This window comes from Achromobacter animicus (assembly GCF_902859585.1).
GTDB lineage: Bacteria > Pseudomonadota > Gammaproteobacteria > Burkholderiales > Burkholderiaceae_B > Achromobacter > Achromobacter animicus.
Genome location: NZ_CADIJM010000005.1, coordinates 118,484 through 143,079, shown reverse-complemented (window position 1 = coordinate 143,079; position 24,596 = coordinate 118,484). Strand labels below are relative to the sequence as shown.

The 24,596-nt window shown below is 67.5% G+C and carries 18 protein-coding genes; 8 read left to right on the top strand and 10 right to left on the bottom strand.

The genetic code is table 11. The annotated features are described in order from the left end of the window. The first annotated feature begins 3 nt into the window (after positions 1 to 3). From HV681_RS14900 to HV681_RS14890, 3 genes are all read left to right on the top strand, one after another. A complete protein-coding gene (locus HV681_RS14900; RefSeq protein ID WP_175123804.1) occupies positions 4 to 996 on the top strand; it encodes a TerC family protein in 993 nt (330 codons plus the stop codon). Positions 997 to 1,010: 14 nt separating this feature from the next. Next, the gene (locus tag HV681_RS14895; protein WP_175123803.1) at positions 1,011 to 1,430 is read left to right on the top strand and encodes a universal stress protein; all 420 of its coding nucleotides are present in this window, start codon (positions 1,011 to 1,013) and stop codon (positions 1,428 to 1,430) included. A gap of 113 nt (positions 1,431 to 1,543) precedes the next feature. Continuing rightward, positions 1,544 to 2,320, top strand: coding sequence for a fused MFS/spermidine synthase (locus HV681_RS14890; protein WP_175123802.1), 777 nt, complete (start codon positions 1,544 to 1,546; stop codon positions 2,318 to 2,320). A 13-nt stretch (positions 2,321 to 2,333) separates the two neighbouring features. On the opposite strand, the gene HV681_RS14885 is transcribed toward HV681_RS14890, so the two are convergent. From HV681_RS14885 to HV681_RS14855, 7 genes are all read right to left on the bottom strand, one after another. Further along, a complete protein-coding gene (locus tag HV681_RS14885; RefSeq protein WP_175123801.1) occupies positions 2,334 to 3,659 on the bottom strand; it encodes a hypothetical protein in 1,326 nt (441 codons plus the stop codon). A gap of 33 nt (positions 3,660 to 3,692) precedes the next feature. After that, a complete protein-coding gene (locus tag HV681_RS14880) occupies positions 3,693 to 5,357 on the bottom strand; it encodes a CHAT domain-containing protein (RefSeq protein WP_175123800.1) in 1,665 nt (554 codons plus the stop codon). Positions 5,358 to 5,383: 26 nt separating this feature from the next. Beyond that, positions 5,384 to 8,203 carry a PAS domain-containing protein gene (locus HV681_RS14875; RefSeq protein ID WP_175123799.1) on the bottom strand — a complete coding sequence of 940 codons (2,820 nt, stop codon included), beginning with the start codon at positions 8,201 to 8,203 and terminating at the stop codon, positions 5,384 to 5,386. A 22-nt stretch (positions 8,204 to 8,225) separates the two neighbouring features. Next, positions 8,226 to 10,250 carry a C1 family peptidase gene (locus HV681_RS14870; RefSeq protein WP_175123798.1) on the bottom strand — a complete coding sequence of 675 codons (2,025 nt, stop codon included), beginning with the start codon at positions 10,248 to 10,250 and terminating at the stop codon, positions 8,226 to 8,228. 26 nt (positions 10,251 to 10,276) lie between these two features. Beyond that, complete coding sequence (locus HV681_RS27740) at positions 10,277 to 11,731, bottom strand: peptidoglycan recognition protein family protein (RefSeq protein WP_217467853.1); 1,455 nt, start codon at positions 11,729 to 11,731, stop codon at positions 10,277 to 10,279. Positions 11,732 to 11,949: 218 nt separating this feature from the next. Continuing rightward, positions 11,950 to 14,217 carry an FdhF/YdeP family oxidoreductase gene (locus HV681_RS14860; RefSeq protein ID WP_175123797.1) on the bottom strand — a complete coding sequence of 756 codons (2,268 nt, stop codon included), beginning with the start codon at positions 14,215 to 14,217 and terminating at the stop codon, positions 11,950 to 11,952. A gap of 15 nt (positions 14,218 to 14,232) precedes the next feature. Further along, a complete protein-coding gene (locus HV681_RS14855) occupies positions 14,233 to 15,537 on the bottom strand; it encodes a chloride channel protein (RefSeq protein WP_175123796.1) in 1,305 nt (434 codons plus the stop codon). 295 nt (positions 15,538 to 15,832) lie between these two features. Between HV681_RS14855 and HV681_RS14850 the strand changes: the two genes are divergently transcribed. From HV681_RS14850 to HV681_RS14840, 3 genes are read left to right on the top strand one after another with little or no spacing between them, the layout of a single operon-like run. Continuing rightward, a complete protein-coding gene (locus HV681_RS14850) occupies positions 15,833 to 16,510 on the top strand; it encodes a CsgG/HfaB family protein (protein ID WP_175123795.1) in 678 nt (225 codons plus the stop codon). Between the two features lie 11 nt (positions 16,511 to 16,521). Next, positions 16,522 to 17,073 (top strand): DUF4810 domain-containing protein, encoded by a 552-nt coding sequence (locus tag HV681_RS14845; RefSeq protein WP_175123794.1) that lies wholly within the window; start codon positions 16,522 to 16,524, stop codon positions 17,071 to 17,073. Beyond that, positions 17,073 to 17,729: a DUF799 domain-containing protein gene (locus HV681_RS14840; RefSeq protein ID WP_175123793.1), complete on the top strand. Its 657-nt coding sequence runs from the start codon at positions 17,073 to 17,075 to the stop codon at positions 17,727 to 17,729. The genes HV681_RS14845 and HV681_RS14840 overlap by 1 nt, the downstream gene beginning before the upstream one ends. A gap of 73 nt (positions 17,730 to 17,802) precedes the next feature. Here HV681_RS14840 and HV681_RS14835 read toward each other — a convergent pair whose 3' ends face one another. Beyond that, positions 17,803 to 18,912, bottom strand: coding sequence for an alkene reductase (locus HV681_RS14835; protein ID WP_175123792.1), 1,110 nt, complete (start codon positions 18,910 to 18,912; stop codon positions 17,803 to 17,805). A 19-nt stretch (positions 18,913 to 18,931) separates the two neighbouring features. Further along, positions 18,932 to 19,735 (bottom strand): 2,5-didehydrogluconate reductase DkgB, encoded by an 804-nt coding sequence (dkgB, locus tag HV681_RS14830; RefSeq protein WP_175123791.1) that lies wholly within the window; start codon positions 19,733 to 19,735, stop codon positions 18,932 to 18,934. Between the two features lie 122 nt (positions 19,736 to 19,857). Here dkgB and HV681_RS14825 point away from each other — a divergent pair, with 122 nt between their 5' ends. Beyond that, positions 19,858 to 20,760 (top strand): LysR substrate-binding domain-containing protein, encoded by a 903-nt coding sequence (locus tag HV681_RS14825; RefSeq protein ID WP_175123790.1) that lies wholly within the window; start codon positions 19,858 to 19,860, stop codon positions 20,758 to 20,760. A 97-nt stretch (positions 20,761 to 20,857) separates the two neighbouring features. Further along, complete coding sequence (locus tag HV681_RS14820; RefSeq protein ID WP_175123789.1) at positions 20,858 to 21,769, top strand: DUF4261 domain-containing protein; 912 nt, start codon at positions 20,858 to 20,860, stop codon at positions 21,767 to 21,769. 16 nt (positions 21,770 to 21,785) lie between these two features. On the opposite strand, the gene HV681_RS14815 is transcribed toward HV681_RS14820, so the two are convergent. Then, positions 21,786 to 24,479 (bottom strand): winged helix-turn-helix domain-containing protein, encoded by a 2,694-nt coding sequence (locus HV681_RS14815; protein ID WP_254594976.1) that lies wholly within the window; start codon positions 24,477 to 24,479, stop codon positions 21,786 to 21,788. Positions 24,480 to 24,596: the final 117 nt, after the last annotated feature.

Below are 24,596 nucleotides of genomic sequence, written 5' to 3'. Positions count from 1 at the left end.
CTCATGAACCGGGTCGAAACCTTTGCCACGCTGCCGATGTGGGCGGGGTTCGTGGGATTCGTGCTGATCGTGCTGGCGCTGGACCTCTATGCGTTCGGCGGACGCCGCGCCCACCGCGTATCCTCGCGCGAGGCGCTCTGCTGGGTGGGCGCGTGGATGACGCTGGCCACGCTGTTCGGGGGCCTGATGTGGTGGTATCTGGACGCCACCCTGGGCCGGGCGGTCGCACATCAGAAGGCGCTGGAGTTTTACACCGGCTACCTCATCGAACTGTCCCTGTCCGTGGACAACATGTTCGTGTTCTCGCTGATCTTCACGTACTTCGCCGTGCCGCTGGAACTGCAGCGGCGCGTGCTGCTCTACGGCGTGCTGGGCGCCATCGTCATGCGGATCAGCATGATCCTGGCCGGCGTGTGGCTGCTGTCCCAGTTCGTGTGGCTGTTCTATGTGCTGGGCGCCTTCCTGATCTTCACGGGCTTGAAGATGCTGTTCACCGCCGGCCGACAGCCGGACATCGCCCGCAATCCGCTGGTGCGCTTTCTGCGGTCCACCATGCGGATCACCAAGGACTATCACGGCCAGTCGTTCTTCGTGCGCATCGACGGGTTGCGCTACGCGACGCCGATGTTCGTGGTGCTGATTGTCATCGAAGCGACGGACGTGGTGTTTGCCGTGGACAGCATCCCCGCCATCTTTGCCGTGACGACCGATCCGTTCATCGTCTTCACATCCAACATTTTTGCCATCATGGGCCTGCGGGCGCTGTATTTCCTGCTGGCGGACATGGTGGCGCGGTTTCACTATCTCAAGTACGGCCTTGCGTCGGTGCTGGTCATCATCGGCGGCAAGATGCTTGCCGAACAATGGGTCCACGTGCCGGTGCACTGGTCGCTTGGGGTGGTGGGCGTGATCCTGCTGGCGTCGGTGGGCGCAAGCTGGGTGATGCCCGGAAGGGGCGCGCACAAGCCCGCGCGCAACGAAGCCAGGAAGTCATGAACCGGAGGTCTGCCATGAACACGATCATTCTTGCCACCGACGGCTCGCTGCACAGCGATGCGGCGGCCCGATTTCTGGTGGAAAGTCCCTTGCTGAACCGCGATTTCGTCGTGCACGTGGTGCACTGCGAACCCGATGTGGCCGGTGACGTGAAGTCCTTCATCGGCAAGGCGGACATCGACGCCTGGCACCACGAGGAAAGCGGCAAGGCGATGCAATCGGTGGTCGGCATCCTGACCGCCGCCAACGTCGGCCACGAATGCCACGAGCTTGTCGGCTTCACGCCGGAGAAAATTGTCGAGTATGCAAAGCAGATCGATGCCGGGGCGATCGTGATCGGCTCGCATCATCACAGCCCGCTGATCAACGCCATCCGCGGCTCGGTCAGCGGGCGGATCCTGGCGCACTCGCCCTGTCCGGTGATGCTGGTCTGAGGCGGCGGTACGGCGCAGAGGCCGGCCTGTTTGACACGCCGATCCCGCGGCGCGGGCCGCGGGGGCGTGGCAGTGGTATCTTCTGCGAATCTTCCGCTTTGCACCCTGCGCCCATGTCCGACGTTCCCGTTCCCGCCGATTCGCCCGTATCCGACGGGCCGGCGGCCCCGCACCGGCCCTTCATCCAGAATGCCGGCACCCGGCGCACCCTGCATTTCACGCAGCAGGAGATCCAGAGCAGCATGTCGCTGCTGAATCCGGATGCGCTCGAAATCGAATACACGCGGATGATGATGGGCTTCGTGCTGTTCAAGCCGGAGCCGGCGCACATCCTGATGGTGGGGCTGGGGGGCGGATCGCTGCCCAAGTTCTGCCACCGTTACCTGACGGGCGCGCGCGTCACGGTGGTGGAAATCGATCCCGCCGTCATCGCGCTGCGCGACGCCTTCATGGTGCCCCCGGACAGCGCGCGCTTTCAGGTCATCCAGGCCGATGCGGCGCAGCATCTTGCCGGGCTGACGGACGCCGCCGATGTGATCCTGCTGGACGGATTCGTGGCCGGCGGCATTCCGGATGCCCTGTGTTCCGCCGGCTTCTACGCCGACTGCCATCGCGCCCTGCGCGACGACGGCATCCTGGTGATCAACTTCCACGTCAACCACCCCATGCACCACGAATACCTGGACCGCGTGCGCGACGCGTTCGGCTCGTCGATGTTCGAAGTGGTCGACGACGATATGACCAACAGCATCGTGTTCGCCTGCAAGGGCAACCTGCTGGACAACCCGGCGGCCGCGCAACTCACGCGGCCAGCCACGATGCCCAAGGATGCCTGGCGCCAGCTCATGCCGACGATGCGTGTGATCGGGGCGACGCTGGAACTGCGCTGATTCTGGCGTTGCGCTATGCCGGATCGCTCAGCATGATGGAAAGCAGCTCCCGGGTGGCGCGCGACAGGGCGCCGGGCGTCTGCGAGCCACCTTTCTCGCCGAGTGTTTTCGTCAGGTTCGACACCGTCTGCGCGACAGCGTCGTCGTCCAGCACCTTGGGTCCGGTTTCTTCTGTTGGCACGGGCGGCGGCGTGATGTGCTTTTTGGCCGCCTTCAGCAGCTCTGCCACCGGATCGGCCTTGCCCCGCGCGTTGACGCGGTCGGTCATCGCGGTGGCCAGGCTTTTGCCGCCGCTGCGGGTACGCAGGCCGGACCGCTCGCTGGCGGCTTCCCACGCGCCGCGCTGCGCGGCATAGGCCGTCAGCAGCGCGAAGCGGTCCGCGTCGATGAGCAGCGGCGATTCCGCCACCGCGATCAACAGGGACTGGTACGCGGCGCTGGCAGCCGTGGCGTCGTTGCCGATCAGCGCCTTGGAAACGTCCTTCCACAGATGATGGAACGGCAGCGCGGTGGCCGCGGCGAACATGTCCGCGCCCAGCGTCGCGCGCTGCTCAAAGGCCAGGACCAGATAGTCGACGTCGTTGACCGGCTCCGGTTGGCCTGCGCCGTTCTGGCGGTGCAGCACGCCATCGACGAGTTGCAGCCCCGACAGCTTGTCCTGCGAATCCGCGCCCGCCAGGACGCGGTAGCCGCTGCGCCGCAATGCGTCGCCATCGTAGACGCCAAAGCGCACGCTGACGCCGTCGGTGCCGAACAGTTTGGCGAGCGGCGTGAGCAGGCTTTCCCCTGTCTTGACGATCGCCCCGCCGACCGGGCCGCCCAGCATCGTGACCGCGGTGGACACGAAATCCAGGATGCCGCGCGACAGGCTGCTGTCGGCGAAACGGCACAGCGCCGCGTACATCTCCAGTCCATCGCTGGCGTACGGGACGTTGCGCGCAACATAGACATCCCGAAAGGCGACACGGCGCGCCCCGGCATCGGGCGCCGCCGCGCCCAGCGCCTGCTGGATGAGGTCGTAGCCGACGATGTAGGGAATCTCGCGCCGCGTGCCTTCCGCGCCGTAGCGCAAGAAGAACGTGCACAGCGGCAGGAACTGGCTGAGATAGTTGCCCGCGTCGCACAGGCGCATTTCGACCAGCCGGACGCTGAAGTAGCACTGGCCGGGCACGAAGGCGGCGCCGTCCATGCCCGCAGCCAGCGCGGGCGTGCCGCCGGGCGGCTCGATCTCCGCGTAGAAGTTGCGTCCCGCAGGCACGGTCGGCAGCAGCGCGCCCGCGCCGTCGCCGCCAGCCGCCTTGCCGCCGATGCCGCGCAGCATGCCGAATATTCCGTCCATGTCAGCTCCTTGTGCCGCGGGACCCCCACGCGCTCAGTCGCGCACGATGGCCATTGCCGATGCCCACGTCGGCAGGTCGCCCGCGTCGCCCTGCGCGGCCTTGCACGCATAGCGGTAGGCCTCCGCCAGGTCCTTGGGCTGCGTGGCGTCCAGGTACACGTCGTAAAAGCGCTGGATGTAGCGGGCGCAGGATTCTTCCTCGACCTGCCAGCGAAAGGCCAGCACGCCGGCCGCGCCCGCGCGCATGACCTCCAGCGCGGTGCGCACCGACGCGCCGCTGCACGAAGACAGCACCAGCAGCTTGCACTTGCCCGCCTCCATCCACTGCCCGATCAGCCGGATCGACAATTGCCAGGCCTCGCCGTCTTCGCCGGGCAGCACCAGCATCGTGCTCTCGCCTTCGGACACCGAATGGCCGGCAAAGTGGAAGATGTCGTAGTTGCCCGTCCGCAGACGCTCTTCGATGCGGCGTTGCAGGTCCGCGCCCACGAGCCCCGCTTCATCGGCGGCACGCACGTGGTCGATGATCAGGTGCCCCGGCGCGCGCGCGGCCAGTTCCGCAAGGTGCTCGCGCTCCTTGGCCACGGATTGCAGCGGCCCGAACTCCATCGCCGGCAGCGCGGGCCCGCCGTCCTCGCGCCGGAAGGTGACGGTGCCAAACACCGAACTGGCGTCCATGAACAGCATCCGCACCGGCTGGCCGGGCGTGCGCGCGTCCGGCTCCCAGCGCGGCGCAGGCGCCGTGCCGTCCAGATGCAGCCGCCGCGCCATCGGCAGTTCCAGGCACAGGTAACGCCCGCTGTCGGCGCCGAACTCGCGGCCCATCTCGAAGGGCAGGTTGAACAGGCGCGACACCTCCTGGCTCGCCAGGTTGAATTCAAAGCGCAGGTCCAGACCCGCGAAGGCCCCCGCGCCCGGCGACACCTCCTCGTCGCGCGCCCGCTGGATCAGCTTAGCGACCGGCGCGCCCAGGCTGTGGGTGACCATGGCGCTGAAGACGTCCTCGCCCACGCCGCTCAGGTCTTTCAGCCATTGCGGCGCCTTGGTCTCGCCCAGATAGGGGCTGAAGGTCTCGATACGGCCCACCAGCGCGGAGATGCGGTCGCGCTCCTTGTACGGCATGTCCTGAGACGAATACTCGTGGCGTCCCATCTGGATGCGGTAGGTGATCGAGTGCTCGCCCACGCGAATGATCAGCCGCCGCCGGCGCTTGGGCGCAAGCGGCGTCAGGCAGGTGAGCACGGTGGCGACTTCCGCGCCGCTGTTGACGTTGGCCTTCGCGTCGTTGGTCCACATGAACACCTGGGGACGTTCCAGCACATAGCGCTGCACCAGTTCGGGCGGGTCGACCGCCAGCACCAGCAGCGGGACCGACGAGCGCGCGGCGATCCATTCCAGCAGTTCCACGGCTGCCGCGCCGGGCTTGCCGCGTTTGCTGGCCGTGGAGCCGAGCCGGGCGTCGATGATGACGAGCCGGGGTTCGATGCGGGGCGTCGACATGTCCCACGATTCGAGCTGCGTCTTGGCGCTTTCCAGCGACGTGCGGCGGCGCAGCTCCGCGCCGACGAACGGCGCAATCGCGGGGTACTGCTGGACTAGGCGATGCAACTGGGCAAGGTTGTTGGCCCAGTCGTCCTCGTGCTCGTCGTTCATGCTGGCCAGCAGAATGAAATTCGGTCCGGCGGCGTCTTGTTCCATGATGGCGATTCCATGATCCCGATGGCCTAGCCGGCCCGCAGCGGCAGGATCAGCGTGAACGCGCGCCACGGCGGCGTGACGGACTCGTAGGCTTGCGGCGGCGCATCCGATAGCGGCGGGTCGGTGACAAGCGCGCCGCCGTGGTCGATCACCGTTTCCTGGATCTGCGTGATGGCGATGCTGGCGCCGTCGTGCGCCGCGCGTTCGGCGTTGAGCAGCGCATCGTCGGGCACGGCGTGCACCGGCGGGTCGGACTCCCACATCTGCTCCTCGCTCAAGCCAAAGCGGATCTCGCAGCCGTCCGGCCCGGTGTCCAGGTCGATCGTGACGCGGGCGTCGTCTGCGTTGCGGCAGCGAAGCAGGTAATCGATCATCGACCGGAAGGCCGCGGACAGCGCCTGCGAATCGCCCGACACGGTCGGACCGTCGCGTGAGGGCGAGTGGTTCGTAAGCGCGATCCGGCGCTGATCGCGCGCGGGCAAGGCGGTCACCACCTCCTGCAGGCGCGCGCCCAGTTCCACGTCGCCATGCGTGGCGCGCGTGCGCCGCCGCGATTCGCTGGCGCCGGCCAGCCGCTCGAATGTGATGTCGGCCTTGCCGATTTCGGCCACGATGCGTTGGCTCAGATCCTGCGCCTGCGCCGCAACGACGTCCGCCGGCGTGCCCTGGCGGGCGTCGTCGTGCAGCAGCACGGTCTGCGACGTCAGGCTGCACGCCAGCGACAACGAGGTGCGTGTCTGCCGGGCCACTTCGGCCACGGTCTCGCGCAGATAACGCAGATCGCGCGCCCAGCCCAGATCCGCAATGTCGGTGAAGAACCAGATCGACATGTCCAGACTGGGATCCAGGTCGGTCCGCGTGGCCAGCACGGAACGCGGCTGGCCGGTGCTGTCCAGCAGCTCGATACGCTCGCGCTTGACGGTAAAGGAGGAGGTCAACACGCCCAGCGTCGCTTCGTCGCCCGCGATGGCGTAATCGGTGATCGACGGCGATTCGGTCTGGCTGCGTCCGCGCCGCGGTTCCGCGCCCAGCATGTCGGTCGCCACGCGGTTCATCTCGATGACGGCGCCCTCGCGTCCCACAAACACCACCGCCTGCTCGGTTTCCGCCATGAGGCTTTGCTTGGTCTGGCTGAGCAGATGCTGGGCCAGGCCTTCTTCCAGCGACGCGATGATCTGCATCAGGTCGTCGATATCCGGGCCCTTGAACGCATGCGACACCGAGGACTCCACGTCCAGCAGCCACCGTATCCGGCCGTTCAGATGGATGGGGACGGTCATGGCCGAGCGCAGCGGCCGCTTCGGGCCGCCATAGCCGTGCTGCGCGTAGATGGGGTTGCCGATGTCGTCCACCGCCAGCAGGCACCCCTGCGCCAGCGTGGCGCCCAGCATGCCCTTGTCGGTGGGTTGTTTGTAATCGGCGGGCAGCGCGTACGCCGGTGCCAGGCTGTGCTGCGTGACGACCTCGAACCGGTTGTCCTGGCGGTTGACGCGATACAGCGCCACATGTTCCCACGAGAAGTGCTGCGAGAGCTGGACGATAATCTCGTCGGCGGCGTGGCGCAGCGAGGCAGCGGCCATCACCTTGCGCCGCAGGGAATCCGCGAACTCGGCGCGCTCGTCGTCACGTTCCTTTTCAAAGCGCATCAGCACGGGTTCAAGGTCCAGGGTGCGCAGCATTTCCAGATGCCGCTCGCCATACGCGCCCGGCTGCCGCGAGCACAGGCTGAGCGCCGAGCTGTAGCCGTCCGCGCGCGTCACGGGCAGCGTGACCGAAGCCTCGATGCCCAGGTCCTGGTAGCAGCGCACGACCTCGTTGCCGGGCTCGGGCATGTTCTCCCGGACGAACGCGCCGATCTCGTCGACCCACGTTCGGCCGGAATCCAGAAACGCACGTATCGTGGGCGGCAGGTCCATCCACCGCGCGGGCCACAGCTCCACGCCTTCCGGGCGCACGGCAATCGCGCGAAACAGCGACACGTCGTTGCCATAGATGCCGAATACCGCGTGTTCGAACGGGATAAGACGCCGAATCTGCTCCAGGATGCGGTCCAGCTTGGCGCGCCAGCCGCCAATCGCCGGGTCCAGGGCGATGCGCCGGATCTCGTCGCGGGCGGATTCCAGCGTGCGCGACTGGATGACGGCGATCACGCCCAGCAGCTGGCCGTTCGGCGCGGGATCAGGCGTCATGACCAGCTCAAACTGCCGGTCGGCGTCGTCCGGGACGGGAATGGCGATGGTCACGGCGACCATGGCATCGCCTTCCGTGTCCTCGATGCAGCGAAGGATGGCGCGCTGCACCGGTCCGCCGTCGGACGGCCGGAAATGCGCCGCCAGCCGGGTGCCGCACAGCGCGTCGCGCGGCAGGCCCAGCGTGCGCGCCGCCTCGGGGTTGGCAAAGCGGATCACGCCCTGAATGTCCAGGCGGAACACCGCGTAGGGCGTGCGCTCGAATCGGTGGGCTTCGGCGTCGCGGAACGGCGAGCCGTCATTGACCAGCACGATGAGTTCGCCGCTGTCCAGCGTGCACAGCGGGATGAGCTGCGCGGGCACGCGCGCGCCGCCAGGGCGCCGATACACGACGTCAACGGCGCCGTCGCCCATGCGCAGCGGTTTGGCAAGGCCGTAGACCTGGCTGACGTGGCGGCCGACGAGCGCATCGCGCGCCAGCGGCAGGACGCTGCTGGCCGCCACGATCTCGCCGGTGGCGGCCAGCACGAGGCAAGGCACGCCGACCTGGGACAGCACGCGCGCAACCTCCGCGGGCTCGCCAAACAGGGAAAACTCGCGCAGCGCCGCGTCCCGGGGAAGCGCCGGGGCGTCGCGATAGGGTTCCATCTCTGTCATGACAAGACCTCTTCACCCGCGGTCACCGCTTGATGAACGCGATGACCTGCTGTTGCGTGCCCTTGTCGTTGTCGAATCCGCCGTGCGTGCTGGACGCCACCGGCGCCACGCGGGCGGTGGCGGACGGGCTGCCGGCCGGCGAGACGTGGACCGCGTCGCACGGAATGGCGGCCTCGCGAAAGTAGCGTTCCATGCCCAGCATCGGCGTGGTGGTGCCGCCTTCGAACGATTCGCTGACCAGGTACAGCAGCGAGCGCCGGTACGGCCCGCAGGTCGGGTCGTCTTCTTCGGCGCGATCCGACAGATGGAATTGCTGATAGCGCTTCACGCGGCTGCCCAGGTGCGGCACGACCAGGTCCTGGAAGGTCTTCATCGTGACGGCGGGCGCCATCAGGCTCAGCGATTCCAGTTCCCCGCCGTCCGCGGTCAGGCGCTTGACGAAGTGGCTGGCGACGATGGCGCCCGCCGAATGGCCCACGATGTGCAGCCGCACGCGGCCACGCGCGACGTGCGTCTTGAAATGCTTGTACAGCAGGATCATCGCGGCCTCTTCGCCGCCGTTGATGGCCGGCTCGCTCATGGCTTCGGCGTTCTGCTTCATCTCGCCCCAGATCACCGTGCCGGGGCGCGCCAGCCAACGCTCAAGCCGCTGGTTCCACCAGCGTTCCAGCCGCTCGCCGATGCCGCCAGTGGTGCGCGGCACATTGCTCGCCGCGTCGCGGATGATGTTCTTCACGGTGCTGATGAAGTCCGTTTCCCACATCAGGAAGACGGGGAAGATCTGGTTGTCGTACAGCAGCGGAATCCATTCGGCGGCGGCCTCGGCCGCGTCGTTCTCGCCGACCAGGCCGCCGTGCGCGTAGACGCAGACATCCATCGGCTTGTCCTTCAGATTCCAGCGTTCGCGCGCGGCGCCCATGTGCACATCCACGATGGCGCGCAGGTCGTCCTGTGTGGTGCGAAAGGCCCCGCTATTGCTGAGCTTGCCGTTGTTGCCGACATTGACGATGAAGGGCGTAAGCTCGCGGTCGCGCAGCACCTTGCCCGCCGCCAGCGTCACCTTCTGACCTTCCGTGCGCAGGCTGATGCTGTTGGCGATCCGTTCGTGCTCGTGCGTGACCACGCCCAGCTGCACGACCCAGCAGTCCATCGCGTTGCGCAGCCAGTCGTCATAGGTCAGCACGGCCATGCCATGCGTGCCCCATTCCTCGCCCCACGAGTTCTGGATCAGAAAGCCGTCCTGCGTGTAGCCGACGATGACGAAGGCGTGGCCCTGCATCGCCATGTCCTGGCCGGTGGTCGGAATGACCCAGAACGGCCGGGTGACGGGCGTGGGCTCGTCGTCTTGCGGCGTGACGCCGTGGCCGTCGTCCCAGCCGTCGTGGCAGCCCGCGCTGGCGTACAGGATGCCGACCTCGTTCAGCGCGGCGTGCATCTCCACGATGCTGCGCGTGTCGATCCGGTAGTAGGCGCCCAACGGCCGCTTCACGGCGTCCAGCCACCAGTCGTCTTCGGGGCGCTTGGCCGCCGGCGGCATGTCGATGGTGGGAAACAGGCCCTGCGCGCAGGCGCCGTGCCGGAACCAGCCCTTCAACGCGCCGCGCAGGCTGGAGCCGCTGTCGTCGACCGATCCCGGAAACTCGTCATAGCGCCGGGCCATGGAATACAGCATGTAGGGCGAAATGGCGGGGCGCGAGTCGCGCTCGGACTTGCGCAGCAGGTATTCGACCACCGTGGACAGCGCAAAGCCGGTGCAGGCCGACGTTTCGCCCTGGTGCTTCACCGTCAGTCCCATCACGGGAATCATCTCTGCCTTGGGCGTGACGGAAATGTTGGGCCGGAACAGGATGTCGCGCGCGTCGAAGGCATCGGGCTTGGCGGACCGCTCAAATAGCCGCGCGGCCGGGGCGTCATCCTGCTTGCGGCGCTTGCGGGCCTTCGCGGGCGGATCTTCCGGCGCCGGGGCGGACGCTTGCGTCACGCGCTTGGGCTTTTTCTTGGCCGCGGGCTTGGCCGCCGTGCGCGCTGCCGCCTTTCGGGTCGCCATGTCGTTCTCCCAATGCCGGCTGCCGGCTAGTACGCCAGCTTCAAGCTGGCGATGTAGCGCGGCGCGTCGGCGGCCAGCTTAGCCTGCACGTCGTCGCGCAGCTGTTCATACAGGGCGGCGTTCAGCGTCAGGCGCTGCGCGCAGGCCCAGAAGTTCACCTGGCGCGCGCCCCACTGCGCAAACAGGAAACGCTTGCGGCTGTCCACGGCGCGAAAGTAGTAGGCGCCCAGCGCCATCGACAGCCCGCCGCCGCGATCGCGCTGCACCGCGCCCAGCTGGAAGTTGCCGCCCGACTGCGACGACGCGTGAAAGTCGAAGAGCTTCACGGTGTCGTCGTCTTCGGCCAGCTGGCCCAACGCGGTCACGGCCTGGTCCAGCACCGCCAGCTGATCGCGCCGCGCGACGGCCAGCAGCAGGTCGACGGCCACCTGGTCCATGCGGAACTCGCGCTCGTCTTCCTCGTGATGGGTGAAACTCATCTGTCCGCTGGTCCACCCCAGGTTCTCCAGCACTTCCACGTAGGTCTGATACCAGGCCTGCGACTGGGTGAATCTGTCATGCGCGGCGCTGGCCGCGCGTTGCGCCAGTTGCAGCGAATACAGCACGTCGCCGCGTTCCTGCTCCTGCAGGCCCGCCGCAAACGACAGCACGCTGCCGGCGTTGATGCTGGCCTGCGGCGCCTGCCGTGCGGTCTTGCCCGCGGCGCCGGCACGCAGGACGGCGCCAGAACGCTTGGCGGGCGCGCGCCGCCGCGCGACGGGCATGCCGGGCGGCTCCAGCGTCTGCACGGCCAGATCGTTCAGGTAGCCGTGGATACCAACCGCGTTGACGCCGTGGTCCGGCATGGTCGAGGTGGGCGCGGCGCTTTTGGATGCACGGCGCGCGGCCGGACGCGGCGGCGGGGCGGGCGACACCAGCGCGCCGTCTTCCGAGAACGTGGCGGCCAGGATGAAGTCCGCTTCCGCCGCGGAATAAGCGGGGTCCCAGTGCGAGTTTTCGGGGACGTGGCAGTGGCCGAAATGCCCGCTGGCCGAATCCCAGATGGCGGGGTCGCGGCTGTGGCCGCCGGGATCCTTGCCGTTCTTGGCTGGAAGCGGGCGGCCAGACGGCCACTTGCGCGGGATGCCGTGCTGTTCCTCGATCCAGCGGCATAGGCGCGCCACGTTGGTCAGCGCGCGGCTGTCCTTGGGCAGATGCGCGAATCCCACCAGCTCGATCTGCACCGCCGAATCGCGGTTGGTCTGCACGCCGCCCGCATCGTTGCGCAGCGCTCGCGCGCCTTCTGCGGTGTCGACGTGCTGGAAGATGGTGGTGGCGTCGACCGTGAAGTGGGGGTCGGAGCGGTTGCGGCGGAACGCGTCCATCGCACCCTGCGCGGTGCTGCCTTCGGTGGTGTGATGGACGATCTTGAAGGGGCCGCCAAGATGAGGCCCGCACGAACCCGATATGGGCCGCCACGTCGCAAAAGGACATCGTGCCATCGATGGTCTCCTGGGAACGGGCGCGGGTGTTCTTGGCAAGACGACATGACGACGATGATGCGGCGCCCATTGCAGGGATATATATGCGGACCTCATCCGCCTTGCTAGTAGCCGAAAGTATTAATCCTTGAATGTGCAATGGTGCTTACGCATCATCCGGCCCCGCTTGCGCTCGTCCAGAGGGATGAGGCGCGGCGGCCGGAGGCATGCTGCGGCGCTCAGGCCGCTTTCTGGATCCGCACCGGAATCGACTTGTAGCTGGGTGTGCCGCTTGCCGAGTCCTGATAATCCAGCGGGCACAGGTTGTTGGCTTCCGGGTAGTACGCGCCCACTGACCCTGCCGCGATGTCATGCTGGATGGCCGTCAGCCGCAGCCGCCGGTGCGTCTGGCCGGGCAGGCTGGTGACGATGTCGACCTCGTCGCCGTGCGCAATGCCGTAGCGCGCCAGGTCGGCGGCATTCATGAACAGCACGTCGCGCCGGCCGAACACGCCGCGATAACGGTCGTCCATGCCGTAGATCGTCGTGTTGTACTGGTCGTGGCTGCGCAGCGTGGTGAGCCGCAGGATGTTGCCTTCGACGATATCCGGGTCTTCGCGCAAACCCGCGAACGGAATGAATTCCGCCTTGCCCGACGCTGTCTTCCAGATGCGCTCGGTGGGCGGCAGCGGCAGCCGGAAGCCGGCGGGGATGCGGATTCGTGCGTTGTAGTCGCGGAAATCCGGATAGATCTTTTCGATCAGGTCGCGGATGCGGTCGTAGTCCTCGATCAGGTGCGCCCAGTTGACGCGGCTGTTCGGCAGCGTCGCCTGCGCCATGCCGGCGATGATGGCCGGTTCCGAACGCAGGTGCGGTGAGGCGGGCGCCAGCTTGCCGCGCGAGGCATGCACCATCGACATCGAATCCTCGACCGTGACCGATTGCGCGCCGCCGGCCTGCACGTCGCTCTCCGTGCGGCCCAGCACCGGCAGGATGATCGACGCCTTGCCGATCAACAGGTGCGAGCGGTTCAGCTTGGTGTTCAGATGCACCGCCAGATCCAGTTGCCGCATGCCGCGCTCGCAGGCCTCGGTATCGGGCAGCGCAATCGCAAAGTTGCCGCCCAGGCAGATCAGCGCCTTGGCGCGGCCCGCGGCCATCGCCTTCATGGCTTCGACCGCATCATGGCCGGTGCGGTTGGGAGGCCGGAAGCCGAAGGTCTGCTCGACGTGGTCGAACATGGTGTTGTCGATCTTCTCGGTGATGCCCACCGTACGGTTGCCCTGCACGTTGGAGTGCCCGCGCAGGGGACAGATGCCTGCGCCCGGCTTGCCGAAGTTGCCGCGCATCAAGAGCAGCGCGGCGATCTGCTGCACGTTGCTCGTGCCTTTTTCGTGCTGCGTGATGCCCATGCCGTACGTGACGATGGTGGCGTTGGAACGCGCATAGGCCTCGGCCACCAGCTCCAGGTCGCGCCGGCGCAGTCCGCTGGCCTGTTCGATGTCGGTCCAGCTCGTGGCGTCCAGGTCCTGCGCGAAGGCCTCGTAGCCGTTCGTGTGCCTCGAAATGAATTCGTGGTCGAGCGTGTTGCGCCCGTCGCGGTCCGCGTCCATCAGCGCCTTCATGATGCCCTTGAGCGCGGCGGCGTCGCCGCCGACCTTGACCTGGTAGTACGTGGAGGCGATGGCCGTGGAGCCGAAGGTGCCCATCTCGATCGGGTCCTGCGGATCGGCAAAGCGCTCCAGCGAACGCTCGCGCAGCGGGTTGAACACGATGATGGGCACGCCGCGGCGCGCGCATTCATGCAGGGTGCCCATCATGCGCGGATGGTTGGTGCCGGGGTTGTGCCCCATCGAGATGATGAGATCGCACTTGTCGAAGTCGTCCAGCGACACCGTGCCCTTGCCGATGCCGATGGCCTTGGGCAGCCCGACGCTGGTGGCCTCGTGGCACATGTTGGAGCAGTCGGGGAAATTGTTGGTGCCGAATTCGCGGGCGTACAGGCTGAAGAGAAACGCGGCCTCGTTGGATGCGCGGCCCGACGTATAGAACTCGGCCATGTCCGGGTCCGGCAGGCTGGCCAGCGTCTGGCCGATGCGTGCAAAGGCGGCATCCCATTCGATGGGCTGGTAAGTGTCGCTGGCGGCGTCGTAGGCCAGCGGATGGGTCAGGCGGCCTGCGTTCTCCAGGTCGTGATCGGTCCAGGTCAGCAGTTCGGTCACCGTGTGCGCGGCAAAGAACTCGGGCGTCACGCGCTTGCGGGTGGCTTCCCACGTGACGGCCTTTGCGCCGTTTTCGCAGAACTGGAACGTGGACGTATGCGCCTTGTCGGGCCAGGCGCAGCCGGGGCAGTCGAACCCGTCGGGCTTGTTGGTGCGCAAGAGCAGCACGGGCGCTTCGGCAATGCGCATCTGGTTGGCCACCGCCTGCGCGGTCGCCTTCAACGCGCCCCAGCCGCCTGCCGGGGCGTCGTAGCGGTGGATGCCAATGGGTTTGCCTTGGGACATGCGGATCTCCGGATTTCAGGAAGCGGTGCGCGCGGCGGCGGGGGCGTCGGCAAGCCGCGCGCCGCGGGCGGCGAGATAGCGGCTGGTCAGGACCGAGCCGGCCACGGCCACGATGATGGGGACAAGAAGGGCCTGGTCGACCCGGGTGAATTCCAGGATCAGCACCACCGCGGTGAGCGGCATGCGCATCGACGAGGCCAGAAAGGCGGCCGCGCCCACGACGGCAAATGCGCCGGGCGGCGAATCGGGCCAGGCCAGGCTCCACAGGCCGCCCAGCACGACGGCCATTGATGCGCCGACGGCGATGGCGGGGGTGAGCAGACCGCCCTCCGCGCCCGCGCGCAGCGTGCAGGCGACGACAACCACCTTCATCACGGCCAGCGTGGCGGCCAGGGCGATGGTCAGTTCATTGTCGAAACTCAGTTGCGCCGGCCCCTTGCCGTTGCCCAGCAGCGCGGGAAGATAGATGGCAAGCAGGCCGATCAGCGTGAAATTGACCAGGCAGGCCACGGGCAATTGCCAGCCCCGGGCGGCCTGGGCGCGCGCCGCGGCGGTCAGCCGCTGCCAGCCGTGGGCCGCGCATCCGAACAGCGGCCCGGCGGCGATCGCCCAAACCACGAGGCTGGCGTTGATCTGCATGGCGGGTACGGCGTACTGGATGTCGTTGCCCAATCCCGCCCAGGCCACCACGGCGCCAATGCAGCAGGCAATGAGCGCCGCGACGACGGCGGGCCAGGCGAACGAGCCCAGCAGGACTTCCAGCACGAAGAGCGCTGCGCCGAGCGGCACGTTGTAGACGGCGGCCAACCCCGCGCCGGCGCCACAGGCGATCACGATCCGGTGCTGCGCGGGGGCAAGCCGCAGCAGCGCGGCCAGCCGGCCGCCCGCCAGCGCGCCGACTTCGCGCGGCGCCACCTCGCGTCCCAGCGGCGATCCCAGGCCCACCGTGATGATCTGCAGGATGGCGTGCGCCATCGTTGTCGCCGGGGGCATGGCTTGCGTGGGGTCTGACACCGCCTTCTTGACGCTGACCAGGGGACGGCCATAGCGATAGATCAGCCACCATCCGCCGCCGGCCGCCAGGCCGCACAGCACCAGCGCCAGTACGCGGCGCGGGCCGCTGGCGGCCTGCACGCCTTCAAGAAAGGATTCGTGGCTGATGATGTGGCCGCCGCCGTAGCCGTACGCCAGGTGCTGGACGGCGTGCAGCAACATGCCGAGCAGCATGCCGCCCAGACCGGCGAACAGGCCGGTCAGGACGACCGCCAGGAGAAACCGCGGGCGCAGCCAGGAGGGATCGTCGGGCGTTGGATCGTTCATACCAGGAGGGGCTCCCGTCGTTGGCGCGCTGACCGAAGGGCCGTCCAAAGGCTGGCGCGCGCTGCGATGAGGCAGTGTATGGCCCGGCGCCGCCGCGCTGGGCGTCCGGCGCCCGAAAACCATACTTATTGGTTAGGCGGTAATCCGCAGTTTCCTTGTTGAGCGTCAAAAAGGACCCGAATTTGGGCTTTATTTCAAATAGTATCTAAGTAATTCAGTACATATACTCCGGGTTCAATTCAATGGACGGATGCCGCCCGCCGCAAATGGGGCCAGGAGCGGCCTGGAGAAAAAGATGTTGAACAAGGTTGTAAAGATCGGGGCATTGGCCTTGCTGTCCACCGTGGTGGCAGGTTGCGCCACCGAGCGTTCCCAAGCCGTGGCCGTGCCGGCCGTCGCGGCGGCCAGCAAGCCGTACGCGGGTGTGCGCAGCCCCATTTCCGTCGGCAAGTTCGACAACCGCACCAATTACCTGCGCGGCGTGTTCTCGGACGGCGTGGACCGCCTGGGCGGCCAAGCCAAGACGATCCTGGTCAGCCACCTGCAGCGCAGCGGCCGATTCCAGGTGATGGACCGCGACAACCTGTCCGAAATCGCCCAGGAAGCCGCGTTCAACAAGAAGGCCGCCCAGATCAAGGGCGCGCGCTACGTCGTCACGGGCGACGTGACGGCCTTCGGCCGCAAGGTCACCGGCGACCAGCAACTGTTCGGCATCCTGGGCCGCGGCAAGGAACAGGTGGCCTATGCCAAGGTCGACCTGAACGTGGTGGATGCCACGACCTCGGAAGTGGTCTATTCCGCGTCCGGCGCCGGCGAATACAGCCTGTCCAACCGCGAAGTCGTGGGCTTTGGCGGCACCGCCGGCTACGACTCCACGCTGAACGGCAAGGTGCTGGACCTGGCCATCCGTGAAGCCGTGGACCGCCTGGTCGACGGCATCGAACAGGGCGCCTGGCAGCCCGCCCGCAACTGACGGAGGCCGGGATGACCATTCATACCCACCAACCCCGCACGTGCGCCGCGCGCGCGGGCCGCGCACTGGCGATCGCCGCCCTTGCCGGCGTGCTGTCGGCCTGCGTGCAGCAGCCCAAGTCCATGTATAGCTGGCAGTCCTATCAGGGCTCGGTCTATTCCTACCTGAAGGACGACGGCGGCGATTACGCGACCCAGACGCTCGCCATGGAACAGAACATCGAGACGGCGCGCGCGTCCAACGCCGAACTCCCGCCCGGTTTCCGTGCGCATCTGGGCATGCTCTACATGAAGATGGGCGACGGCGACAAGGGCGTCGAGCAGATGCAGGGCGAGAAGGCGGCCTTCCCGGAAGCCGCGCCGTTCATGGACTTCCTGCTGCGCAACGCGGGCAAGCCGCAGACGGTTGCCGCGCAGGGGGCGGGTACGGTGGCTGCGGGGGCGCCTGCCGCAGGTTCGCCTGCCGCGGGATCGCCCGCCGCAGGATCGCCTGCTTCGGTCAAACCCGCTGCCGCCGCGCCGGCCGCGCCCGCCGAGGCCGGCACGTTGAAGAAGGGATCGTGATGATGAACAAACTCATGCGCGCCGGCCTCGTGGCCATCGTGGCGCTGCTGACCGGCTGCGTGGCGCCGCCCCAAAACAACGTCGACTACACCGCGTTTCGCGAAAGCAAGCCGGCGTCGATCCTCGTGCTGCCGCCGCTGAATACGTCGGTCGACGTGTCGGCCACCGCGGCCGTGCTGTCGCAGGCCACGCGCCCGCTCGCCGAATCCGGCTACTACGTGATTCCGGTTGGCGTCATGGAAGAAACGTTCAAGCAGAACGGCCTGACTTCGCCCGACGACATCCACGAGCTGCCCGCCGTGAAGCTGCGCGAGATCTTTGGCGCCGATGCGGCGCTGTACATGACGGTCAAGCAGTACGGCGCCAGCTACGCCGTCCTGGCCAGCACCGTTACGGTCTCGATCGACGCTGAATTGCTCGACCTGCGCAACGGCGCCAAGCTCTGGAGCGGCTCCAAGCAGGTGGTGCATGCCAACAACAACAGCAACGGCGGCCTGATCGGCATGCTGGTGCAGGCGGTGGTGGATCAGGTGGTCAACAACCTGACGGACCGCAGCTACAGTGTGGCCGGCATGACGAACGCGCAACTGCTCAGCGCCGGGACGCCTGGCGGCATGCTGTACGGGCCGCGCTCGCCGCGCTACGAAGCCCAGTAAACCGGCCGGATGACGGCTTACCGCCCGCGCGCCAATTCTGGCGCGCGGGCGGCTTCGTTTGGGGCGTGTGGATTTACCGCGCCCCGGACACCGGATAGTCCGTCAACCCGCGCGCATCTCCGCCGAACAACGTGTTCCTGTCATGCTCGGCCAGCGGTACGTCGTTGCGCAGGCGGTCGGGCAGGTCCGGGTTCGCCACGAATGGCCGGCCGAAGGCGATCAGATCCGCCCAGCCTGCCTGCAGCGCATCGCGTGCGCGCTCGGCCGTGTACTTGCCGGCGTAGATCAGCACGCCGGGATACACGCGGCGCAGCGCCTCTTTGAAAGACAGCGGCATGTCGGGGGCGTCGTCCCAGTCGGCTTCGGCGATGTGGATGTAGCCCACGCCGATCTCGCCCAGGCGCTTGGCGGCCGCGGTGTACGTGGCGACGGGGTCCGCATCCACGCAGCCGTTGAGCGTCGTGAGCGGCGCCAGACGGATGCCGACGCGGGCCGGATCGCCCAGGGTTTCGACCAGCGCGCGCGCCACTTCGTCCAGGAAGCGGATGCGGTTTTCCAGCGAGCCGCCGTACGCGTCGGTGCGGTTGTTGGCCTCGGAATCCAGGAACTGGTTGACCAGATAACCGTTGGCCGCGTGCAGCTCCACACCGTCAAACCCCGCGGCGATGGCGTTGCGCGCGGCCTGGCGGTATTCCTCGACGATGGCCTGGATTTCCGCGACCGGCAGCGCGCGCGGCGCCGAGGCCTGCACGAAGTTGGGGCTGCCGTCTTCGTTCTGGATGAAGACGTTGACGCCCTCTGCCTGAATCGCAGACGACGACACCGGCGCCTGTCCGCCCAGCAGGCTGGTGTGGCTTAGCCGGCCCACGTGCCAGAGCTGCGCGTAGATGCGGCCGCCGGCGGCGTGGACGGCGTCGGTAACGCCGCGCCAGCCGGCCACCTGGGCGGGGGTGCACAGGCCGGGGGTGCCGGCATAGCCTTTGCCCATCGGCGATATGTAGGTGCCTTCGCTGACGATGAGCCCGGCGCCCGCGCGCTGCGCGTAGTAGCGCGCCATCAGCGCATTGGCGCAATCGCCGGGCTGCGTGGCGCGCGAGCGCGTCATCGGCGGCATGACGATGCGGTTGGGCAGCGTCAGGCCGCCCAGCGCCAGGGGTTGAAACAGCGGATCAGTCGTGTGCATGGTTTCAGTGCCTTCCGGTTCAGTCCCACGCCGCGGCCAACCCTTCCGGGCTGACTTCGCGGCCGTTGCGTTCCAGCGCGGCAATCTGCGCCATGTCGTCATCCGACAGGCGCAGGTCCTGGGCAAGCAGGTTGCTGGCCAGGTTCTCGCGCTTGGTCGACGACGGGATCACGGCATAGCCCAGTTGCAGGGCCCAGGCCAGCGCGACCTGCGCGGGCGTGGCTTCGTGGCGCTGCGCGATCTGACCGATGACCGGATCCTTGAGCACCTTGCCGTACGCCAGCGTCATGTACGAGGTGACGTGAATGCCCTGTTCCTTCAGGAAGGCGGTCAGCGTGCGGTTCTGCAGATAGGGGCTGAGCTCGATCTGGTTGGTGGCGATTTCTTCGCGGCCCACGGCGGCGATGGCGGCGCGCGTTTGCGCGATGGGGAAGTTGGAAATGCCGATCTGGCGGGTCAGACCTTGCGCCTTGGCGTCGGCCAGCGCGGTCATGAATTCGTCGACGGAAACGCCGTTGTCCGGCGCGGGCCAGTGGATCAGCGTCAGGTCCACGTAGTCGGTGCGCAGCTTGGCCAGGCTGTCCTTCAGGCTGGGGACGAGCTTGTCCTTCGCGTAATTGGGCACCCAGATCTTGGTGGTGATGAACAGGTCTTCGCGGGCCACGTTGGACTCGGCGATGGCCTGGCCGACGTCGGCTTCGTTCTCGTAGATCTGCGCGGTGTCGATGGCGCGGTAACCGACGTCCAGCGCGTTGCGCACGGAATCGATGACGGTCTGGCCTTGCAGACGGAAGGTGCCGACGCCAAAGGCGGGGATGCTCATGTAAAACTCCTGGGGGTGTGCGTGGCCGAACGTGCGGTGTTCGGGAATGGACGTAGTGTGCCCGCCGTATCCTTGCGGAAAAATACCGGTATCGGCGAAATACTTTTGATAAAACGTCAAATATGAAAACCACCCTCGACGAAATGCAGGTCTTCATCGCCATCGTGGACAGCGGCTCCATCACCGCCGCCGCCGACGTGCTGGGCCAGACCATCTCCGCCACCAGCCGCACCATGAGCCGGCTGGAAGAAAAGCTGCAGACCACGCTGATGCGGCGCACGACAAGGCGGCTGGCGCTGACCGAAGAAGGCAAGGCCTACCTGGAGCAGGCGCGCCGGATCATCGCGTCGGTCGAGGAGGCCGAAGAGCTGATGAACCTTCGCCGCAACCAGCCCGCGGGCCTTTTGCGCGTGGATGCGGCGTCGCCCTTCATGCTGCACGTCATCGCGCCGCTGGTGCCGGCCTATCGCAAGCGCTATCCGCAGGTGGAGCTGGAGCTCACCAGCAACGAAGGCAACATCGACCTCTTGGAGCGGCGCACCGATCTGGCGTTTCGCATCGGGCGTCTGAAGGACTCGTCGCTGCACGCGGTGGCGCTGGGCACGAGCCGCGTGCGCGTGCTGGCCAGCCCGGGCTATCTGGCGCGGCACGGCACGCCGCGGCGTGCAGCGGATCTGGCCTCGCACGTGCTGCTGGGCTTTGCCCAACTGGAACCGCTGAACGAATGGCCGCTGCTGGATGCGGACGGGCAGCCGGTGCATATCAAGCCGCAGGTGCGTGCCCACAGCGGCGAGACGCTGCGCCAGCTGGCGCTGAACGATGGCGGCATCGTGTGCCTGTCCGACTTCATAACGCGCGGCGACCGCGCGAGCGGCGCATTGCAGCCGCTGTTTGTGAAACAGTTGCTGGAAGTGCGGCAGCCGATCAACGCGGTGTACTACCGGAATACCGCGATCTCGTCGCGCATCAAGTCCTTCATTGATTTCGTGGTCGAGACGGTGGGGACGCGCGGATTCGAGGAGTAGCGGGCGCGCGAAGATGTATCCAATGGCGACCTCGGCGGTGCATGCGCCAGCGGGATCCTTATACTGTCCCCGTTTTTATTTCGAACCCTGGACACGCATGAGCCTCTTCTCCCGTTTCTTCGGCCGCAAGGAAGCCTCCACCGACGCCGCTGATCCCGCGGATTCCAACGCCCTGCTGGCGAATCCGGACATCGCGCAGCCGTTGAGCCTGCAGGTTCTGTTCGCCGCACCGCTGGCGATTTCCGAGGCGGCGCTGACCGATGCGCTGCGCGCGTATCACCCGACGATGCAACAGGCGCGCGCCGAAATCGCGCCCGACATGCCGGAATTCCTGGGCATGGTCGGCTGGGACAAGCACGTCGTGCGGCTGGTGGGCTTCAATGCGCCCTACCCCAAGGACGCGCTGGAAACCTGCGTGGCGCCGTCGCACTATCCGGCCACGGTGAAGGACGAGGTCCGCGCGCATGTGAGCCACATCATCCTGTATTACGCGGGCTACGAGACCGATCCGCTGGAGCAGTATGTGGCGATGGCCGCGGTGGCGGGCGCGTTGGCTAATTTCAAGGCGCTGGCGGTGCTGAACGAGCATGCGCACACGTCGCTGCCGGCCGGCGTGTTTGCCGACGAGTCGCTGGGCGACGAAAGCATGGACCTCCTGCGCACGCTGCCGCTGAACATGCTGTATTGCGGCTTCGTGAAGTATGAAGTGGAAGGCGTGCAGGGCGTGTGGATGCGCACCTATGGCGGCGATGCGTTCGGCCTGCCGGATTTCGCGGCGCTGGCGACGGGCCATGACGAGGGCGAGATGTACTCGACCATGTTCAACAACATCATGGGCTACATGCTGGAAAGCGGCGCTGAGCTGGCTGCCGGCCACACCATGCAGATCGGCGAGGACGCCTACATGAAGCTGCGCGAGCCGGCCAAGGAAGAGTATTACCTGGACGGTCCGGGGCAGGTGCTGGTGGCGGAGATCATCTCGGCGGATCAGATCAACACGCCGGAATAAGTCACGGCCGCGTCCGTCACAACAAGCCCGCGCTGCGGGCCCGCGCCACCGCCTGCGTCCGGCTGTCTGCACTGAGCTTGACGTTCAGGTGGCGCAGATGCGTGCGCACGGTGCTCTCGGAAACGAAGAGCTGCCGCGCGATGGCGCTGTTGGAATGACCCTCGGCCAACAGGCGCAGCACGCGCAGCTCCTTGGGCGTAAGGCCTTCCGCGCACGGCGATTCGGCGGCCGGTGTGATCGGAGCGGCTGCGTAGGGACCGACCTGCGCCAGGTAGCGCTGCCACCACGCACGCGCGCCTTCTGACGCCGACCACGCATTGCCGGTCGCTGACGCGGCATGGCGTTGCAACAGGCCGGCAAGCGCCGCGCCCTCATCCACCAGCACGCGGCACAGACCTTCGGAGTGCGCCGTCCGCAACAGCGGCGCAAGCTGTGCCGCTGCCGCACCATCGTCCTGCATCCGCGACAGCGCCACCGCGCGAAACAACTGAAGCTTGTACGCGCGCCGCACGCGCCGCGCCGCCAACGCCTTTGCGATGTCCTGATCCAGTTCACGCAGCGCGGCGGCGGGATCGCCGTCATACGCCGCGCAACGCAAACGTCCCAGCCGCGGATACAACAGGTCGTTGGCCGGCAGCCGCAGCGCTTCCACGCGGCGCCACAGGTCGGCGTCATCGGCGCGCAGCAGTTCGTCGCGCGCGGCCTGCGGATGGCCCTGCATCAGCAGCGCGCGCGCGCGCTCGACGCGGGCGCTGGCCGCGATGCGTGGAAGGCCGCGCTGGTGGCCCAGATACTCCAGTTCGCCCAGCAGGTAGAAGGTCTGTTCGGGATCGCCTTCATAGAACGCCACACGCGCCTGCATCAGATAGCCCAGGATCAGATGGTCCGGCAAGCCGACGTCGCGCCCCAGCGGCACATAGACCTGCAGCAGCCGCGCAGCCTGCGCGAGGTCGCCGGTCTCATACACCCACGCGGCATACAGCACGCCGGCCCAGGCGTTGCCGTTGGCCTGTCCGTAGGCGCCCTTGCGCGTGGCGCGCACCGCCATGCGAAAGCGCGCGCCCGCCTGGCGCATGCGCCCTTCCTGCAGGTCGATGATGCCCTCGACCGCTTCCGAGTACATCAGGTTGAAGGTGCTGGCGCTGCGGCTTTGCGCGCGCCGCGCGGTGTCCAGCAGCGCGCGCGCTTCGTGGTAGCGGCCCAGGACGGCGCTGACGTTGGCCATGGCGTTGGCCAGCGCGGTATCGGTGAACGACAGGGCGTCGCCCAGCGAGGCGACGCTGGGCATCCCGGCGGCGTAGGCTTCTTCCTGACGATCCATCATGGACAACAGCAGCGGCTGCAGCGCGCGCACGTGCGCCTGCACCGCGGGATCGGCGCTGCCGGCCAGCTTCAGGTCCGCCATCAAGGCGGACGCCTCGCCGGGACCGCGCGTGAAACAGGTGGCCCATATCTGCATGGCCTGCAGCAGCGGCCGCGTGGCAAGCACGGCGGCGGGCAACTGGCCCAGCCAGCGCGACAAGAGGCGCATCCGGCCCTCGGCCAGCAGCGGCTCGGCGTGCGTCTGCAAGAGCGCCAGCGCGCGGCCGAAGTCGCCGCCGTCGATGGCGTGGTCGATGGCCGGCACGGGCCGGCCCTGCGCCTCATACCAGCGCGAGGCCGCAAGGTGCAGGTGCGCGATGTCGCCCGGCGCCTGCGCGCGTAGCTGCGACTGCAGGTAGCTGGCGAACAGGCTGTGATAGCGGTAATGACGTTCGTCGGTGGCGGTGCGCGTGAGCAGCACGTGGCCGTCTTCCAGCTGCTGCAGCAGGTCCGCGCAGTCCAGGTCGGGCACGAGGGCCTGGCACAGCGGCGCGCTGAGCTGCTTGAGGATGCTGGTGCGCAGCAGGAAGCGCCGCAGCGCGGGTGTCTGGCTGGCCAGCACGTCCTGCGCCAGGTAGTCGGCCACGGACTGGTCGCTGCCGGAGAACCGTTCGATGAAGGCGGCGGCCGACGGCTGCCGCGCGAGCGAGGCGGACGCCAGGCACAGCGCGGCCGCCCAGCCCTCGGTCTTGCGATGCAGCAGCTCGACCTCGGCAGGCGTCAGCATGGGTTGGCGGCGCGCGAAGAACTGCGTGGCCTCGTCCACCGAAAAGCACAGTTGCGCGGTGTCGATTTCCAGCAGCTGATTGGCCGCGCGCAAGCGGCCCAGCGCCAGCCCGGGCGTGTGACGCGAGCCGATCAACAGCCGGCCGTGCGCGGGCAGGCGCCCGATCAGGTCCTGCACCAGGTCCAGCACTGCGGGGGCGGTGATAGCTTCGAATTCGTCCAGCACCAGGGCGAACGGCGCCTCGTGCGAGGCCACGGCCTCGACCAGCGCCAGCGCCAGCGTGTCCTCCGAATCGAGGGCGGCGAACGCCGCGCTGGCGTCGCCGGACAGCGCACCCAGCGCCGCCATCAGGCAACGCAGAAAGCGCGAGAGGTCGTTGTCGGCGCGGTCCAGCGTCAGCCAGGCGGTGCGCATCGGCGCGCTTTGCAGACGCGCCTGGCATTGCGCCAGCAACGTGGTCTTGCCGTAGCCCGCGGGGCCGCGCGCCACCACCACCTTGGGTCCTTCCGGACGGCAGATCGCCTCGCACAGCGCAAGCCGGGCGACGTGATCGCCATGCGCGGCCGGGGCATTGAGCTTGCCGCTGGCCAGCGCGTGTTCCATCGAGAACGAATGACGCATGGGCTGCCTGTTCGAGGACTGCGGTTTGCGGGGATCGTTGCGGGAAAACCCGCGATGCGCGCGAAAAATCGTCGCTTTGGACGAAGGCGAAATCGCGTGCCTACGATACAAAAGGAC

What these genes read in the sequence shown, in the direction of transcription:
- HV681_RS14900 (WP_175123804.1), top strand. Translation starts at nt 4, where the DNA reads ATGAACCGGGTCGAAACCTTTGCCACGCTGCCGATGTGGGCGGGGTTC.
- HV681_RS14895 (WP_175123803.1), top strand. Translation starts at nt 1,011, where the DNA reads ATGAACACGATCATTCTTGCCACCGACGGCTCGCTGCACAGCGATGCG.
- HV681_RS14890 (WP_175123802.1), top strand. Translation starts at nt 1,544, where the DNA reads ATGTCCGACGTTCCCGTTCCCGCCGATTCGCCCGTATCCGACGGGCCG.
- HV681_RS14885 (WP_175123801.1), bottom strand. Translation starts at nt 3,659, where the DNA reads ATGGACGGAATATTCGGCATGCTGCGCGGCATCGGCGGCAAGGCGGCT.
- HV681_RS14880 (WP_175123800.1), bottom strand. Translation starts at nt 5,357, where the DNA reads ATGGAACAAGACGCCGCCGGACCGAATTTCATTCTGCTGGCCAGCATG.
- HV681_RS14875 (WP_175123799.1), bottom strand. Translation starts at nt 8,203, where the DNA reads ATGACAGAGATGGAACCCTATCGCGACGCCCCGGCGCTTCCCCGGGAC.
- HV681_RS14870 (WP_175123798.1), bottom strand. Translation starts at nt 10,250, where the DNA reads ATGGCGACCCGAAAGGCGGCAGCGCGCACGGCGGCCAAGCCCGCGGCC.
- HV681_RS27740 (WP_217467853.1), bottom strand. Translation starts at nt 11,731, where the DNA reads ATGGCACGATGTCCTTTTGCGACGTGGCGGCCCATATCGGGTTCGTGC.
- HV681_RS14860 (WP_175123797.1), bottom strand. Translation starts at nt 14,217, where the DNA reads ATGTCCCAAGGCAAACCCATTGGCATCCACCGCTACGACGCCCCGGCA.
- HV681_RS14855 (WP_175123796.1), bottom strand. Translation starts at nt 15,537, where the DNA reads ATGAACGATCCAACGCCCGACGATCCCTCCTGGCTGCGCCCGCGGTTT.
- HV681_RS14850 (WP_175123795.1), top strand. Translation starts at nt 15,833, where the DNA reads ATGTTGAACAAGGTTGTAAAGATCGGGGCATTGGCCTTGCTGTCCACC.
- HV681_RS14845 (WP_175123794.1), top strand. Translation starts at nt 16,522, where the DNA reads ATGACCATTCATACCCACCAACCCCGCACGTGCGCCGCGCGCGCGGGC.
- HV681_RS14840 (WP_175123793.1), top strand. Translation starts at nt 17,073, where the DNA reads ATGATGAACAAACTCATGCGCGCCGGCCTCGTGGCCATCGTGGCGCTG.
- HV681_RS14835 (WP_175123792.1), bottom strand. Translation starts at nt 18,912, where the DNA reads ATGCACACGACTGATCCGCTGTTTCAACCCCTGGCGCTGGGCGGCCTG.
- dkgB (WP_175123791.1), bottom strand. Translation starts at nt 19,735, where the DNA reads ATGAGCATCCCCGCCTTTGGCGTCGGCACCTTCCGTCTGCAAGGCCAG.
- HV681_RS14825 (WP_175123790.1), top strand. Translation starts at nt 19,858, where the DNA reads ATGAAAACCACCCTCGACGAAATGCAGGTCTTCATCGCCATCGTGGAC.
- HV681_RS14820 (WP_175123789.1), top strand. Translation starts at nt 20,858, where the DNA reads ATGAGCCTCTTCTCCCGTTTCTTCGGCCGCAAGGAAGCCTCCACCGAC.
- HV681_RS14815 (WP_254594976.1), bottom strand. Translation starts at nt 24,479, where the DNA reads ATGCGTCATTCGTTCTCGATGGAACACGCGCTGGCCAGCGGCAAGCTC.